Source organism: Rhodococcus sp. NPDC127593, from assembly GCF_042671975.1.
Classification (GTDB): Bacteria; Actinomycetota; Actinomycetes; order Mycobacteriales; family Mycobacteriaceae; genus Rhodococcus_F.
Map to the genome: position 1 here is coordinate 20,737 of NZ_JBHXWI010000053.1, position 15,427 is coordinate 36,163.

The window sequence follows — 15,427 nt, forward strand, 5'->3', positions numbered from 1 at the left end:
TTCGGGCCCGTGCGCCTTTCCGGCTGTTCCCGCTACCAGAAAGGCGCACGGGCGGCGAAGCCGCCTACAGGTCGCGCTCGCGCTCCCGTTTCCGCTCGATGCGGCGCCGCGCGTCGTGGTCACGCATCCGCTGGGGGTAGCCGGTCTTGCGGACGTCGTACACGGGTATGCGGAGATCCTCACCGAGTTTGCGGGCGCCGCGTTCGCCGCCCACCCGGCGCCGGGTCCACTCGCCGTCCGCCGCGACGAGCACGACAGTGACTTCCGTCACCGTCGTCTGAGGTTCCACGTAGGCCTCCACACCGAGGTGTGTGCGAGTCCAGTTCGCGAGATACGCGGCATCTTCCGGGGACGCCTGAGATCGGCCGGACCGAGGCCGCGAGAATCGGTCGAACAACCCCACGTCGAGCCTCCTCGAGTGCGTGCGCCGGACGCCGCCGGCGACTGTCCTCCAAGTTTGCCAGCGAACCTCCGGTTTCCGCCGCACACGAAAACTACTGGCCGGTAGCGATTACGTCGCGACACACCGGAGTCCCCGACGGGTGCCCCTCGGCGGACACGCCGGTCGGATCAATGGAAAGATGTGGAGCGCCGACACAGCGAGTGGGTGACGACGAATCGGAATTACCTGCAAGTAGACGCAAGACACGTGCATCTCGAGCACAATGGTTCACGACCACAAGTCGACAAAATTCAACAACCCGAACACAACTGTCGAGGAGTCAAAAGACATGGCCTTCTCCGTCCAGATGCCAGCGCTTGGTGAGAGTGTCACCGAGGGAACTGTCACGCGGTGGCTCAAGCAGGAAGGAGACACGGTCGAAGTTGACGAACCCTTGCTCGAAGTCTCCACGGACAAGGTGGACACGGAAATCCCGTCTCCCGTGGCCGGCGTTCTCAGCAAGATCGTTGCTCAGGAAGACGACACCGTGGAAATCGGTGGCGAGCTTGCCGTGATCGGCGACGCCGGTGAGGCTCCTGCCGCCGACTCCGCTCCCGCACCCGCCGCCGAAGAGCCCGCCGCCGAGCCGGCTCCCGCCGCGGAGGCACCGGCCGCCGAGCCTGCGCCCGCAGCGTCCGGCAACGGTTCCGCCGAGGGCACCGCCGTGAAGATGCCCGAACTGGGCGAGTCCGTCACCGAGGGCACCGTCACCCGCTGGCTCAAGGCCGTCGGCGACGAGGTCGCCGTGGACGAGCCGCTCGTCGAGGTGTCCACCGACAAGGTCGACACGGAGATCCCGTCCCCCGTCGCCGGTACGCTTCTCGAGATCAGCGCCGAGGAAGACGACACCATCGCCGTCGGCGGTCAGCTCGCCGTCATCGGTTCGGGTGCGCCCGCCGCCAAGCCGGCCGCGGCACCGAAGCCCGAGCCGACCCCCGAGCCCGCGAAGCCCGCTCCGGCCCCGGAGCCGGCGAAGCCCGCGCCTGCCAAGAGTGCCTCGGCCCCGGCCGCCGCTCCGGCAGCGTCCGCGCCGGCTCCCGCAGCCGCCGCACCCGCTCCCGCGGCCACCTCCGGTGACAGCACCCCGTACGTCACGCCGCTGGTGCGCAAGCTCGCTGCGGACAACAGCGTCGACCTGTCCTCGGTGACGGGCACCGGAGTCGGTGGCCGCATCCGTAAGCAGGACGTCCTCGCCGCCGCCGAGGCCAAGAAGGCACCGGCCGCCGCTGCCGCGCCTGCCGCCGCACCGGCCACCGCCGCTGCTCCCGCAGCCGCCTCCGCCGGGGTCCGCCCCGAACTGGCGCACCTGCGCGGAACCACGCAGAAGGCCAACCGGATTCGTCAGATCACCGCCACGAAGACGTGGGAGTCGCTGCAGACCACGGCGCAGCTCACCCAGACCTTCGAGATCGACGTCACCAAGATCGCGGCCCTGCGCGCGCAGGCCAAGAACACCTTCCTCGAGCGCGAGGGCGTCAAGCTCACGTTCCTCCCGTTCTTCGCGAAGGCCGTCGTCGAGGCGCTGAAGTCGCACCCGAACGTCAACGCCAGCTACGACGAGGCGAACAAGCAGATCACCTACTACGACGCCGAGCACCTGGGCATCGCGGTCGACACCGACCAGGGCCTGCTGTCTCCCGTGATCCACAACGCCGGCGACCTGTCGCTGGCCGGGCTGGCCCGCGCCATCGCGGACATCGCCAAGCGCGCCCGCTCCGGTGGTCTCAAGCCGGACGAGCTGTCCGGTGGCACGTTCACGATCACGAACATCGGCAGCCAGGGCGCCCTGTTCGACACCCCGATCCTCGTGCCCCCGCAGGCCGCGATGCTCGGAACCGGCGCGATCGTCAAGCGTCCCGTGGTCGTGACCGACGAGTCCGGCAGTGAAAGCATCGGCGTCCGCTCGATGTGCTACCTGCCGCTCACCTACGATCACCGCCTCGTCGACGGTGCCGACGCCGGCCGCTTCTTGACCACGATCAAGCAGCGTCTGGAGCAAGGAGCGTTCGAGGCCGACCTCGGCCTCTGATCCGTCACCGGACTTCGAGCCGAACGTAGTTTCGCAGGGGCACCATTTCCAGCAGGGATGGTGCCCCTGCGCTGTGAAGGAGGCTGTTGCACATGCGAGTGGTCATCGCCGGTTCCTCCGGGCTGATTGGCACCGCTCTCGTCTCGTCTCTCCGCGGCGACGGTCACGACGTCGTCCGCCTCGTCCGCCGGTCGTCCGCGGGTCCCGACGAGTCGCGCTGGGATCCGCAGAAGGATCGGATCGACACGGGGATCCTCGCGGACGCCGACGCGGTCGTGAATCTGTGCGGCGTCGGGGTCGGCGACAAACGCTGGACCGGGGCGTACAAGCAACTGATCCGGGACAGCCGCATCGCCGCCACCGACGTCCTCGCCGAGGGCGTCACCGAGGCCGCGGTGCCCGTGTTCGTGAATGCAAGCGCAGTCGGCTACTACGGCGACACCGGAGACCGGATCGTCGACGAGACCTCGCCCTCCGGGACGGGTTTCCTCGCGGACACCTGCCGCGACTGGGAGGCCGCGACAGCCCCCGCCGACACCTCAAAGGTCCGGACGGTTCTGCTGCGGAGCGGTATGGTCCTCTCCCCCCACGGCGGCCTGCTCGGCAGGCTGAAGACGCTGTACTCGTTCGGGCTCGGCGGCCGGCTCGGCAACGGCCGCCAGTACCTGTCGTGGATCTCGCTGGAGGACGAGGTCGATGCGATCAAGTTCGTCCTCACCCGCGACGACGTCGCCGGTCCCGTGAACGTCACCGGCCCGGCGCCCGTCACCAACGCCCAGTTCAACGGCGCGGTCGCGCGGACGCTGCACCGCCCCGCGCCGTGGATCGTTCCCGGGTTTGCGCTCAGCGCGCTGGTCGGAGAGTTTGCGCAGGAAGGCATCCTGGCCGGACAGCGCGCGATACCCACGGTGCTCGAGAATTCGGGATTCCGGTTCCGGCACAACACCATCAGGGAAGCGCTCGACGCCGCCCTCGTGCGGTGACCCAGGTCGTGACGGTGCGGCCGGTGCCCGGGCGTAACCTCTAGCGCATGAGCAGCGCGACACAATCCGCCCGTTTCAGCCCATCCCCGATTTCCATCGAATACCTCGGCACGATCGGGTACGTCGACGCCTGGGATCGACAGCGCGAGCTGGCGGCCGAACGCGCCGAGAACGTGGGTACCGACACGCTGCTCCTGCTCGAACACCCGGCCGTCTACACCGCGGGGCGTCGGACCGAACCCGAGGACCGTCCGACCGACGGCACTCCCGTCATCGACGTCGACCGCGGCGGGAAGATCACGTGGCACGGTCCGGGACAGCTGGTGGGCTACCCGATCGTCAAGCTGGCCGAACCGGTCGACGTCGTGCGGTACGTGCGCCGGCTCGAGCAGGCGCTGATCACCGTGTGCACCGACCTCGGCATCGACTGCGGCCGGGTCGACGGCCGCTCCGGTGTATGGCTGCCGGCGTCCCTGAACAACGGGCAGTGGCTGCCCGAGCGCAAGGTGGCGGCCATCGGGGTGCGCGTACAGCGCGGTGTCGCACTGCACGGCTTCTCGCTCAACTGCAATTCCGTTCTCACGGGGTTCGACGCGATCATCCCGTGCGGCATCCGCGACGCCGGGGTCACGTCGCTGTCGCAGGAACTGGGCCGCGACGTCACGGTCGAGGAGGTCACCCCCGCTGTCACGGCGGCCGTCGTCACCGCGCTCGAAGGCGAACTTCCGGTGACCGAACACGACATCGAGCGGGTCACGTTCGACTCCGCCACCGCCGGGACGACGTCCTCCGCGCCCACCTTCACTACTGTTCAGTACGGTTGACCTCTGCTCCCCGGCCCGCCGGGTGCGACGGGCCGGGCGTACCATCGTCTCCGTGACTGTGGCCCCAGAAGGACGCAAATTGCTCCGCCTCGAGATCCGAAATGCGGAGACTCCGATCGAACGCAAACCGAACTGGATCAAGACGAGAGCGAAGATGGGCCCGGAATACTCCGAGCTCAAAAGCCTCGTCAAGCGCGAGGGTTTGCACACCGTCTGCGAAGAAGCCGGCTGCCCCAACATCTACGAATGCTGGGAAGACCGCGAGGCGACCTTCCTCATCGGCGGTGAACAATGCACCCGCCGCTGCGACTTCTGCCAGATCGACACCGGCAAACCCGACGACCTCGACCGCGACGAACCCCGCCGCGTCGCCGAGTCCGTCCAGGCGATGGGACTGCGCTACTCCACCATCACCGGCGTCGCCCGCGACGACCTCCCCGACGGCGGCGCCTGGCTCTACGCCGAAACCGTCCGCCTGATCCACCAGCTCAACCCCGGCACCGGCGTCGAACTGCTCATCCCCGACTTCAACGCCAAACCCGACCAGCTCGCCGAGGTGTTCTCCACCCGCCCCGAGGTGCTCGCCCACAACGTCGAAACCGTCCCCCGCATCTTCAAACGGATCCGGCCCGCGTTCCGCTACCAGCGCAGCCTCGACGTGATCACCGCCGCCCGCGAAGACAACCTCGTCACCAAGTCCAACCTCATCCTCGGCATGGGCGAAACCCCCGACGAGGTGACCCAGGCGTTGCACGACCTGCACGACGCCGGCTGCGACATCATCACCATCACCCAGTACCTGCGCCCCTCCCCCCGCCACCACCCCGTCGAACGGTGGGTCAAGCCCGAGGAGTTCGTCGAGCACTCCACGACCGCCGAGGAGATCGGGTTCGCCGGCGTCATGGCCGGACCCCTCGTCCGCTCCTCCTACCGCGCCGGCCGCCTCTACGCGCAGGCGATGGCCCACCACGGCCGCGAATTGCCTGCAGGACAGGCACATCTCACCGAAAGCGGCGATGCGTCACAGGAAGCAAGCTCCCTCATGGCGCGGCTCGCCCGCTGACCTCGACGCGTGCGCGGTGGTCGACACCGGACGGGTCATCACCGCGCACAGCCAGGGACGTATCCTGAAGAGCATGGCGAACGGCAGTAAATCCGGTAAAGCGGGCAAACCCAGTAAAGAAGCAAAGGCAGCCGCCAAGGCAGCCCGCAGGCAGGCGTCGAAGGAACGCAGAACTCAGCTCTGGCAGGCGTTCCAGATGCAGCGCAAGGAAGACAAGCTGCTGTTGCCGCTCATGCTCGGCACGCTCATCGGACTCGCGGTGGTGTTCTTCCTCGTCGGTCTGATCTGGGGCCTCCAGTGGTTCCTCCTCCCGATCGGTCTCCTCCTCGGCGTGCTCGGGGCCTTCATCATCTTCGGACGGCGCGTCCAGAAGACGGTGTACGGCAAGGCCGAGGGCCAGGCAGGCGCGGCCGCCTGGGCGCTCGACAACATGCAGGGCTCCTGGCGCGTGACCAGCGCGATCGCGGGCACCACGCACCTCGACGCCGTTCACCGCGTGATCGGACGACCCGGCGTCATCCTTGTCGCCGAGGGATCGCCGCAACGCGTGAAGTCGCTCCTGGCCCAGGAGAAGAAGAAGACGGCGCGCCTCGTCGGCGACACCCCGATCTACGACATCGTCATCGGCAACGACGAGGGACAGGTCCCGCTGTCTCAGCTGCAGAAGCATCTGAACAAGCTCCCGAAGAACATCGACACCAAGCGGATGGACGCCATCGAGTCGCGGCTCGCGGCGCTCAGCAGCCGCGGTGGCGGCGCCGCACTGCCCAAGGGTCCGATGCCCGGCGGCGCGAAGATGCGTGGCGTGCAGCGCACCATCCGTCGTCGCTAGAAGCCTGTCGCCCCCTACTCCGCCCGATGTCGATCCCCGACATCGGGCGGAAGACGTTCTGCGGGGTCAGCGCGTGCGGATCAGGGCGGTGCCGGTGGCCCGGTCCTGCATACCTCGACCGTCGATGTCCGTGATGGTCCCGGGCACGACGAACACGAGCAGCGCCTGACGCACCAGGGCCCGGACGAAACCGACACGGGCGGGTCCGTCCACCCGCGCCACCTGCATGCCGAGAAACAGCTGCCCCGGTGTGAAGGAGAACAGCGACACCGTCACAACACCGACGACGAACCAGACCAGCAGCGTGAAGGTCGAGAACGGACCCTCGAAGAAGTTGTCGCCGATGATCAGTGCCGCGACGCCCGCCGACGACACCCAGTCGATCATCAGAGCGGCGAGACGGCGTCCCGTGCTCGCGAGGGAACCGGGACCTTCCGCCTGCAAACCGAGGCGCTCGCCCCGGAAGGACTGCTTCGTCTCGTCCGCGCCGTTCGGCAGTGCAGCCGAAGGTCCGGAAAGCCAAGAACCGGTGATACGTGCCATGCTGTCCAGGATAGGCGTCGCCTCTCTGAGGACCTCACACCGGAGCTTTGGGCTGTGTGCGCAGTCACAGCCGGTGCAAAAGCCCAGGAAGATTCGACGCGTAACACGGGCGAAACAAAAGGTTGACCAGCGGGCAACACCAAGTCCCTACCGTCTGGCTCGACGAATTCGCCAATATCCACTTGGCTGAAGCGACTTAAGGAGCACAAGCGTGGCGTTCACCACGGCCGAAGAGGTCATCAAGTTCATCAAGGACGAGAACGTCGAATATGTCGACATCCGGTTCAGCGACCTGCCGGGCGTGCAGCAGCACTTCTCGATCCCGGCGTCCGCGTTCAACCAGGACGTGTTCGAGGACGGCCTCGCGTTCGACGGTTCGTCCGTCCGCGGCTTCCAGTCGATCCACGAGTCGGACATGATGCTCCTCCCCGACGTCGCCACCGCCCAGATCGACCCGTTCCGCGCGGCAAAGACGCTGAACATCAACTTCTTCGTGCACGACCCGTTCACGCGTGAGTCCTACAGCCGCGACCCGCGTAATGTCGCGCGCAAGGCCGAGGAATACCTGAAGTCGACCGGCATCGCCGACACCGCCTTCTTCGGCGCCGAGGCCGAGTTCTACATCTTCGACTCGGTCCGCTACGACTCCGGCATCAACGGCGCGTTCTACGAGCTCGACTCCATCTCGGGTTCCTGGAACACCGGCAACGACGTGAACGCCGACGGCAGCCCCAACCTGGGCTACAAGGTCCGCCCCAAGGGTGGATACTTCCCCGTCGCTCCGTACGACCACTACGTCGACCTGCGCGACGAGATCTCCACCAACCTGCAGAACGCGGGCTTCGAGCTCGAGCGCGGCCACCACGAGGTGGGCACCGGCGGCCAGCAGGAGATCAACTACAAGTTCAACACGCTGCTCGCGGCCGCAGACGACCTGCAGCTGTTCAAGTACATCGTGAAGAACACCGCCTGGCAGCACGGCAAGTCGGCCACCTTCATGCCGAAGCCGCTGTTCGGCGACAACGGCTCGGGCATGCATGTCCACCAGTCGCTGTGGAAGGACGGCAAGCCGCTGTTCCACGACGAGGCCGGCTACGCGGGTCTGTCCGACATGGCGCGTCACTACATCGGCGGCATCCTGCACCACGCACCGTCTCTGCTGGCGTTCACCAACCCGACGGTCAACTCGTACCACCGTCTGGTGCCGGGCTACGAAGCCCCGATCAACCTCGTGTACAGCCAGCGCAACCGCTCGGCGGCCGTGCGTATCCCGATCACCGGCAACAACCCGAAGGCCAAGCGCCTCGAGTTCCGCGCCCCCGACTCCTCGGGTAACCCCTACCTGAACTTCGCGGCGCAGATGATGGCCGGCCTGGACGGCATCAAGAACAAGATCGAGCCGCAGGCTCCCGTCGACAAGGACCTCTACGAGCTCCCGCCGGAGGAGGCCCGCAACATCCCGCAGGCTCCCACCAACCTGTCGGCCGTCATCGATCGCCTCGAAGCAGATCACGACTACCTCACCGAGGGCGGCGTGTTCACGTCCGACCTGATCGAGACGTGGATCTCGCTCAAGCGTGAGCAGGAAATCGCTCCGGTCAACCTGCGTCCGCACCCCTACGAGTTCCAGCTGTACTACGACGTGTAAGTCGTCCGCAGCCACTGACCTGCGTCGGGGTGTTCGGTAGAGCGCCCCGGTCCGCAGTCGGTACGCAGTAGCTTCAGTCGAGCCCCCCGCGCCGCGATCACGACACCGATCGCGGGCGCGGGTGGGCTCTTCTGCGTCCGGCCACAGGTGACCGGCCGCGGGTCGGTGCGGTCGAACCTTCCTACTCGTCGCCCTGCCGGCGCACCATCTCGGTGATCCAGATCGGCGCGAACGGAGATGTGCAGCCCGGGGAAGTCGGGTAGTCCTTCAGCACCTCCAGGCGCTCACCGATGTCGAGTGCGCGGGCGCGGTGCTCGGCGTCCTCGATCCCGATCTGAGCCAGGCAGTGGTTCATCGCCCACTGCAGGCGATCCGGAGCGTCTTTCATCTCCGCCTCGAGGACGTCGAGCAGTCCCGCGAGGTCGAGGCCCTCGGGCTTCTTCGCCACGCGTTCGGTGGTCAACGCCCAGCCGGCACTCGCGACCACTGGATCCGGATCGGCAAACCACGCCAGGCGCAGCTCCTCGGAGTGCGGGTTCTTCTTCACCACGTAGTTCACGAGCCAGTCGTGCACCTTGGGTGCGCGCGCCTCGCGCACCATGACGTCCAACTCGTCCCGCTCGAACGCCTTCGGGCGGCAGATCAGGATCGCCAGCAGTCTCGCCGCGGTGTCACCCGTCTCCCACAGCCGGCACGCGAGTTCCTGCTGTGTCTTCAGCCTCTTCGCGAGCGCGCGCAGCTTGCCGAGGTTCACACCGTGATCGTCACCGTGCTTCTCGTTCACTTCGCGCGCCTTCGGGTCCTCGAGCTCGTCCAGCTCGGCCATCACCTCGGCCACCGTCGTCTCGGTCAGCGCCGTCTCGGCCACCTCAGCCTCCTGTCCGTCACATGGGAGATTCAGCCTACGACGGAAGCCTGCCTCCGTCGTTTCGTGTGTTACTCCCCTACCGCGCGGTCCGGAACCCACCCGAGCGCCGCGGGTCGCGTCGTATGATCCAGGGAACCGACCGCCCGGACCGTTGCGGAACGTGCGGTCGAAGCCTTTCGGGATACTTGCTCCGTTCTCCAGCCCCCTCGGGTCGAGAAGCAGGTGGTGCGGGATGTCAGTGCCCACGACGCCGTCCGGCGTGCCGGTTCCGCGCCGTGTCGTGGTCATTCTGCTGCTGGTGATTCCGCTCAGCCAGATCCCGCTCGACATCTACACCCCGGCGTTGCCGCAGATGGTGCTCGATCTGGACGCGTCCGCGGCCGTGGTGCAGAACACGGTGACGGCCTACATGCTGGGGATGAGTCTGGCGTTCATTCCGGTCGGGCTGATCGCGGATGCGGTGGGCCGCAAACGGACTCTGCTGACCTGCCTGGCGATCCTCGTCGTCACCAGCGTGGGATGCGCACTCGTGCAGAACATCACACTCCTGCTGGGTCTGAGATTCGTGCAGGGTATCGGTGGGTGCGCGTGCCTCGTCCTCGCCTACGCGATCGCCGCCGACTGCTACCGCGGTGCCCGGCTCACGTCCGTGTCCGGTCTCCTCGGGGCCGCGTGGGGGCTGGCACCCGTCCTCGCACCCGCCGTGGGTGGGGTACTCGTGCAGTTCATCTCGTGGCGTCTGGTGTTCGGGCTGATCGCGCTTCTGGCGGCGCTCGCCGTTCCCCTCGTCGTCGTGGGATTGCCGGAGACGCTTCCGCCCGAACTGCGGGCACCGGTCGACGTCACCGCCGCGGCGCGGGTGCTGCGGGCGGCTCTGCGGCACCGCATCTTCGTGGGGTTCGTGCTCGTGTTCGGACTGATGGCGTCCGCTCAGATGGTGTTCGGTGTCGTCGCACCCTTCCTCTACCAGCAGATCCTGGGCTTCTCCCCTGCCGCCTACGGTGCGGTGGCGCTCGTCGTGGGCGGCGCCAACCTCCTCGGCGAACTCGCCTGCAGCGCGTTGGCGGTTCGGGTCGGCACCCGCCGGCTCGCGTTCGGCGCGTGGTGGGTGTTCGTGTCGGGTGCACTCGTGCTCACCGTCACGGCCGGGCTGTCCGTCGTCACCGCACCGGCCATCACGATCGGCGCCTGCCTCGCGCTCGCCGGATGCGGAGTGCTCTGCCCGCAGATGTACGGGCTCGCCCTCGGACTGTTCACGCGCAATCTCGGACTGATCGGCGGTGTCGTCACGGCGGCCTGCTATCTCGTCGTCAGTGCGGCGATGGCCGTCGCCGGAGTGCTGCCGGAGAACAGCCAGGCACCGTTGGGCTGGCTGTACCTCACCCTGGGCGCGGGAGCCGGGGTCCTGCTGCTCCTCACCACGTCCACCCGGCGGTCCCAGGGTTCCCCCTCCGCCGCGCCCGCACCACGACCAGAACGGAGGTGACCGCACGTGCCGCATTCACACCCGCGCAGCCCTGCCGCGTCCCCGGTGTCGGTGATCTTCCAACGCCGGATCGACGACGCGAGTTACGCCGACTACGCACGGTGGCAGAAGCGCGCGGCGGAGGCCCTCGCGACGGTTCCGGGTTTCATCGATCAGGACATCGTGCCGCCGTCGCCGCCCGTGCAGGACGACTGGGTGGACGTGCTGCGGTTCGTCACCATCGAGGACGCCCGCGCGTGGCTCGACAGCGACCGCCGGACGGAGCTCGTGGCGGAGATCAAGCACGCCTTCATCGGCAACGAGGACGTCCACCTGCTCACCGGCGAGCAGACCCGGGAGCAGTCGGCGACGTCGGTGGTCATCTCCTGTCACGTCGACCCCGAGGACGAGTCGGCGTTCATGGACTGGCAGCGCAAGATCTCCGCCGCCGAGGCGGGGTTCCGGGGTTTCCGGGGGCACAAGGTCGAGAGGCCGGTGCAGGGGATCACCGAGGACTGGACGATCGTGCTGAGCTTCGACACCGAGGACAACCTGGCGTCGTGGATGGATTCGCCCGAGCGGGCGGCCCTCCTGAAGGAGGGTGAGAAGTTCAACAAGAATCTCCGAATCCGCAAAGCGAGCTACGGTTTCGACTTCTGGTTCCGCGGCGCGGGCGGTGACGAGCCGCCACCCGTGCCGGTCGCCCGAAGCAACCTCCTGGCGCTGCTGGTGCTGTATCCGCTGGTCGTGATCTGGGGCCATTTCGTCAGCGCACCGATCATCGAGGCGCACGGTGTGCCGATCGCCGTCGCCCTGTTTCTCGCGAACCTGGTCACCACTCAGATCCTCGGCTGGTGGGCGGTTCCGGCGGCGTTCAAGGTGTTCGGGTGGTGGATGGATCCGGCGATCTCCCCCCGCCGGCGGAACCTCGGTTACGCCGTGATGATCGCGCTGTTCGGGATTTCGATCGCCGTATGCACCCTGCTATTCATGATTCCGACCACGTAACAGAGTTTCCCGATTCACCTGCGCGATGTTCGGGTACATAGCACTGTGAAGGACCGAGGTCTGTTTTCACATCTGGAGAAAGGTGTTCACGGTTGGACATGCAGCAACTGTGGGACTTCGTCTCCGCCAGGAAGCAGCAATTGCTCACCGACTCGTTCCTGCACGTCAGCGCAGTCGTGCAGTCGGTGGTGATCGCCACGATCGTCGCGGTGGCGATCGGGATCCTCGTGTACCGCAGTCCGGCCGGCTCCGCGATCGCCACCGCACTCGCGAGCACGATCCTCACCATCCCGTCGTTCGCCCTGCTCGGCCTGCTGATCCCGATCCTCGGCCTCGGTGTGGCCCCCACCGTGACCGCTCTGGTGCTGTACGCACTGCTGCCGATCATCCGGAACACCATCCTCGGACTCGCCTCCGTCGACCCCGCGATCACCGACGCCGCCCGGGGGGTGGGAATGAGCCGCACGACGGTGCTGAGCAGGATCGAACTCCCACTCGCCTGGCCGTCGATCCTGACGGGCATGCGGGTGAGCACGCAGATGCTGATGGGCATCCTCGCGATCGCCGCCTACGCCAAGGGTCCCGGTCTCGGCAACCTCATCTTCTCGGGACTCTCCCGCGTCGGCAGCCCGACAGCGATACCGCAGGCCCTCACGGGGACCGTTCTGATCGTGATCCTCGCCCTCGTACTCGACGGCGTCCTCGCCGTCATCGGCCGACTCACCACCTCCAGGGGGATCCGTGACTGACCTCGATACACCGCACACCAACGGAAGCACCGTCTCGGGCGTGGACATCGTCCTCGAAGACGTCGTCAAGAGCTACCCGGGCCAGGACAAGGCGGCCGTCGACAACGTGTCGATGCGCATCCCCGCCGGGGAGATCGTGGTCCTCGTCGGCCCGTCCGGCTGCGGTAAGACCACCACCATGCGCATGATCAACCGGCTCATCGAACCGACGTCGGGGAAGATCACGATCGGCGGCAAGGACGCCCTGTCCATCGACCCGGACAAGTTGCGGCGCGGCATCGGCTACTCGATTCAGCAGGCCGGACTGTTCCCGCACCTCACGATCGCCAAGAACGTCGGCACGGTCCCCGGTCTGATCGGCTGGGACAAGAAGAAGATCGCCGACCGCACCGACGAGATGCTCGACCTCGTCGGACTCGAACCCGACCTCTACCGCGAGCGCTACCCCCGGCAGTTGTCGGGCGGTCAGCAGCAGAGGGTCGGGGTGGCGCGGGCGCTGGCCGCCGATCCCCCGGTGCTGCTCATGGACGAGCCGTTCGGCGCGGTCGACCCGATCACGCGCGGACTGCTGCAGGACGAGTTGATGCGACTGCAGTCCGATCTCGGCAAGACGATCGTCTTCGTGACGCACGATTTCAACGAGGCGGTCAAGCTGGGCGATCGGATCGCGGTGCTGGGCAACCAGTCGCACATCATGCAGTACGACACTCCGGAGGCGATCCTCGCGCATCCTGCCAACGACATGGTGGCCGGGTTCGTCGGCGCGGACGCGTCGCTGAAGCAGCTGACGCTCACCCGGGTGGCGGAGGTCGAACTCCTCGACTGCCCCACCGCGTACGAGGACGGCTCGGTGGACGATCTGCGGGCGGCGATCGCCCCCCGCAAGATCAAGTGGGGCGTCCTCCTGGACGCGCGCGACCGCCCGACCCGCTGGGTGTCGATGCGGCACCTGGCCAACGCCACCTCGCTGCGCGACATCGGCGACCCGATCGAAGAGGTGGTGTCGACCCAGTCCACGTTGCAGGACGCCCTCGAGGCGCTCCTGGCGGAGAGCAGCGCGTCGACGATCGTCACCGGCAGGCGGGGCGAGTACCACGGCCTGATCACGATCGACACGCTGGTGACGCACCTGTCCGCGATGCGTGAGGAGCACGCGCACGACGACGAGGACAGCGAGCCGCAGCAGAACGAGGCGAGCGAGGGCGGGGCAACGTCATGACGGCCGCCGTCGTCGCGAAGCCCGCCGCGCCTGCCGCCCGGCGTTCGGAGCGGGCCCGCTTGCTGGTCCAGCCGATCATCGTCGTGATCCTGGTGGTGGGTGTCCTCGCCTGGGCCTTCAGCCGCGAACTCACCGCCACGCAGAAGGGCAGCCTCAACGCCGCCAACATCGCGACATTGACGTGGCAGCACGTGCTGATCACGGTCGTGGTGGTCGCGATCGTCGTCGTCATCGCCGTTCCGCTGGGGATCCTGCTGACACGGCCCGGGTTCACCAAGCTGGCACCGATCTTCATCGGAATCGCCAACATCGGACAGGCCGCGCCGGCCATCGGACTACTGGTGCTGCTGTTCCTCGCGACGGGGACGACCGGATTCTGGATCGGGGTGCTCCCCATCGCGTTCTACTCCCTCCTGCCTGTTCTCCGGAACACGATCCTGGGTCTGCAGGAGGTCAATCCCGCCGTCATCGACGCCGGGCGGGGACAGGGCATGACCGCCGGTCTCGTCTTGCGGAAGGTCGAGTTCCCGCTCGCCGTCCCCTACATCCTCGCGGGACTGCGCACGTCGCTCGTGCTCGCCGTGGGCACCGCGACGCTCAGTTTCCTCGTCAGCGCGGGCGGTCTGGGAATCCTCATCGACACCGGATACAAGTTGCGCGACAACGTGACCCTGGTGGTGGGAGCCGTGCTCGCGGTCGCGCTCGCGCTGCTCGTCGACTGGTGCGGAGCCCTGGCCGAGGAGTTCCTCGGCCCGAAGGGGCTGCGCTGATGAACCACCTCCGGAAGGCGATCGCCGCGACGGCCGTGGCACTCTGCGGAGTCCTCGCAGCGTCCTGCGGCCTCGAATCCGGTGGCGCCCTGCCGCTGTCGGTGGAACCGGGAAGCATCCAGCCCGTCCCCGAACTCGAAGGTGTCAAGATCACCGTCGGTTCCAAGGACTTCACCGAGCAGGTCACCCTCGGGTACATCATCGAGTTCGCCCTCAGCGCCGCCGGCGCCGACGTGCGCGACCTCACCAACATCCAGGGGTCCAACAGCACACGGGACGCCCAGCTGGACGGGCAGATCGACGTCACCTACGAGTACACCGGGACCGGGTGGATCAACTACCTCGGCAACGAGATTCCGATCCCCGACCCGACCGCGCAGTTCGAGGCGGTCCGCGACGAGGACCTCGCAAGCAACGGCATGGTGTGGGTGGATCCTGCCCCGATGAACAACACGTATGCACTCGCGATGAGCAGGCAGACCGCCGAGGAAACCGGGATCACCACCCTCTCGGGGTACGCGGACCTGGTCAACCGCGACCCCGCCGCGGCGACGACCTGCGTCGAAACCGAATTCAACGTCCGGCAGGACGGGTTCCCGGGTATGGCCGCCAAATACGGCTTCGACCCCGCCCGCGCGAACCGCCAGATCCTCCAGACCGGCATCATCTATCAGGCCACCGCGGACGGAACGCAGTGCAAGTTCGGCGAGGTGTTCACGACGGATGGCCGCATCATCGCGCTCGATCTGGTGCTGCTGGAGGACGATCGCCAGTTCTTCCCGAAGTACAACCCGGCGATCACCATGCGCAAGGATTTCGCGGAGGCGCATCCGCAGGTGGCTGACGTGATGGCCCCGATCTCCGCGGCGCTGACCAACGAGGAGATCACCGAACTGAACCGGCGGGTCGACGTCGAGGGCGAGGAACCGGCGGACGTGGCCCGGGACTGGCTGGTGGAAAAAGGATTCGTCACGCTGCCGTGAC

The 15,427-nt window shown here is 67.3% G+C and carries 15 protein-coding genes; 12 read left to right on the forward strand and 3 right to left on the reverse strand.

Annotated elements, in window-relative coordinates; genetic code table 11:
- Window positions 1-64 precede the first annotated feature (64 nt).
- Window positions 65-403 (reverse strand): hypothetical protein, encoded by a 339-nt coding sequence (locus tag ACFVJ3_RS37085; RefSeq protein ID WP_005247738.1) that lies wholly within the window; start codon window positions 401-403, stop codon window positions 65-67.
- 328 nt (window positions 404-731) lie between these two features.
- Here ACFVJ3_RS37085 and sucB point away from each other — a divergent pair, with 328 nt between their 5' ends.
- From sucB to ACFVJ3_RS37110, 5 genes are all read left to right on the forward strand, one after another.
- On the forward strand, window positions 732-2,471 hold the full coding sequence (sucB, locus tag ACFVJ3_RS37090; protein WP_378456797.1) for a 2-oxoglutarate dehydrogenase, E2 component, dihydrolipoamide succinyltransferase: 1,740 nt from the start codon (window positions 732-734) through the stop codon (window positions 2,469-2,471).
- A 92-nt stretch (window positions 2,472-2,563) separates the two neighbouring features.
- Entirely contained in the window at window positions 2,564-3,454 is an 891-nt protein-coding gene (locus ACFVJ3_RS37095) for a TIGR01777 family oxidoreductase (RefSeq protein WP_378456798.1), read from the forward strand.
- A 47-nt stretch (window positions 3,455-3,501) separates the two neighbouring features.
- On the forward strand, window positions 3,502-4,278 hold the full coding sequence (gene lipB, locus ACFVJ3_RS37100; protein WP_378456799.1) for a lipoyl(octanoyl) transferase LipB: 777 nt from the start codon (window positions 3,502-3,504) through the stop codon (window positions 4,276-4,278).
- A gap of 52 nt (window positions 4,279-4,330) precedes the next feature.
- Window positions 4,331-5,341: a lipoyl synthase gene (gene lipA, locus ACFVJ3_RS37105; protein ID WP_172651133.1), complete on the forward strand. Its 1,011-nt coding sequence runs from the start codon at window positions 4,331-4,333 to the stop codon at window positions 5,339-5,341.
- Window positions 5,342-5,414: 73 nt separating this feature from the next.
- Window positions 5,415-6,173, forward strand: a complete 759-nt coding sequence (locus tag ACFVJ3_RS37110; RefSeq protein WP_378456800.1) for a DUF4191 domain-containing protein — start codon at window positions 5,415-5,417, stop codon at window positions 6,171-6,173.
- A 66-nt stretch (window positions 6,174-6,239) separates the two neighbouring features.
- On the opposite strand, the gene ACFVJ3_RS37115 is transcribed toward ACFVJ3_RS37110, so the two are convergent.
- Window positions 6,240-6,716 (reverse strand): RDD family protein, encoded by a 477-nt coding sequence (locus ACFVJ3_RS37115; RefSeq protein WP_378456801.1) that lies wholly within the window; start codon window positions 6,714-6,716, stop codon window positions 6,240-6,242.
- Window positions 6,717-6,927: 211 nt separating this feature from the next.
- Here ACFVJ3_RS37115 and glnA point away from each other — a divergent pair, with 211 nt between their 5' ends.
- The gene (glnA, locus tag ACFVJ3_RS37120; RefSeq protein WP_141469698.1) at window positions 6,928-8,364 is read left to right on the forward strand and encodes a type I glutamate--ammonia ligase; all 1,437 of its coding nucleotides are present in this window, start codon (window positions 6,928-6,930) and stop codon (window positions 8,362-8,364) included.
- A gap of 181 nt (window positions 8,365-8,545) precedes the next feature.
- Here the strand turns inward: glnA and ACFVJ3_RS37125 are convergent, their stop codons facing one another.
- Window positions 8,546-9,232, reverse strand: a complete 687-nt coding sequence (locus tag ACFVJ3_RS37125) for a DNA alkylation repair protein (protein WP_378456802.1) — start codon at window positions 9,230-9,232, stop codon at window positions 8,546-8,548.
- 232 nt (window positions 9,233-9,464) lie between these two features.
- Here ACFVJ3_RS37125 and ACFVJ3_RS37130 point away from each other — a divergent pair, with 232 nt between their 5' ends.
- The 6 genes from ACFVJ3_RS37130 to ACFVJ3_RS37155 all read left to right on the forward strand — a co-directional run bounded on the left by ACFVJ3_RS37130 (window position 9,465) and on the right by ACFVJ3_RS37155 (window position 15,426).
- A complete protein-coding gene (locus tag ACFVJ3_RS37130) occupies window positions 9,465-10,718 on the forward strand; it encodes a multidrug effflux MFS transporter (RefSeq protein WP_378456803.1) in 1,254 nt (417 codons plus the stop codon).
- Between the two features lie 6 nt (window positions 10,719-10,724).
- Window positions 10,725-11,705: an antibiotic biosynthesis monooxygenase gene (locus ACFVJ3_RS37135; protein ID WP_378456804.1), complete on the forward strand. Its 981-nt coding sequence runs from the start codon at window positions 10,725-10,727 to the stop codon at window positions 11,703-11,705.
- A 98-nt stretch (window positions 11,706-11,803) separates the two neighbouring features.
- A complete protein-coding gene (locus ACFVJ3_RS37140; protein WP_378456849.1) occupies window positions 11,804-12,454 on the forward strand; it encodes an ABC transporter permease in 651 nt (216 codons plus the stop codon).
- Entirely contained in the window at window positions 12,447-13,673 is a 1,227-nt protein-coding gene (locus ACFVJ3_RS37145; protein ID WP_378456805.1) for an ABC transporter ATP-binding protein, read from the forward strand. Before ACFVJ3_RS37140 ends, ACFVJ3_RS37145 begins: the two co-directional genes overlap by 8 nt.
- Window positions 13,670-14,443 (forward strand): ABC transporter permease, encoded by a 774-nt coding sequence (locus ACFVJ3_RS37150; RefSeq protein WP_378456806.1) that lies wholly within the window; start codon window positions 13,670-13,672, stop codon window positions 14,441-14,443. Before ACFVJ3_RS37145 ends, ACFVJ3_RS37150 begins: the two co-directional genes overlap by 4 nt.
- Window positions 14,443-15,426, forward strand: a complete 984-nt coding sequence (locus ACFVJ3_RS37155) for a glycine betaine ABC transporter substrate-binding protein (protein WP_378456807.1) — start codon at window positions 14,443-14,445, stop codon at window positions 15,424-15,426. The genes ACFVJ3_RS37150 and ACFVJ3_RS37155 overlap by 1 nt, the downstream gene beginning before the upstream one ends.
- Window position 15,427 lies beyond the last annotated feature (1 nt).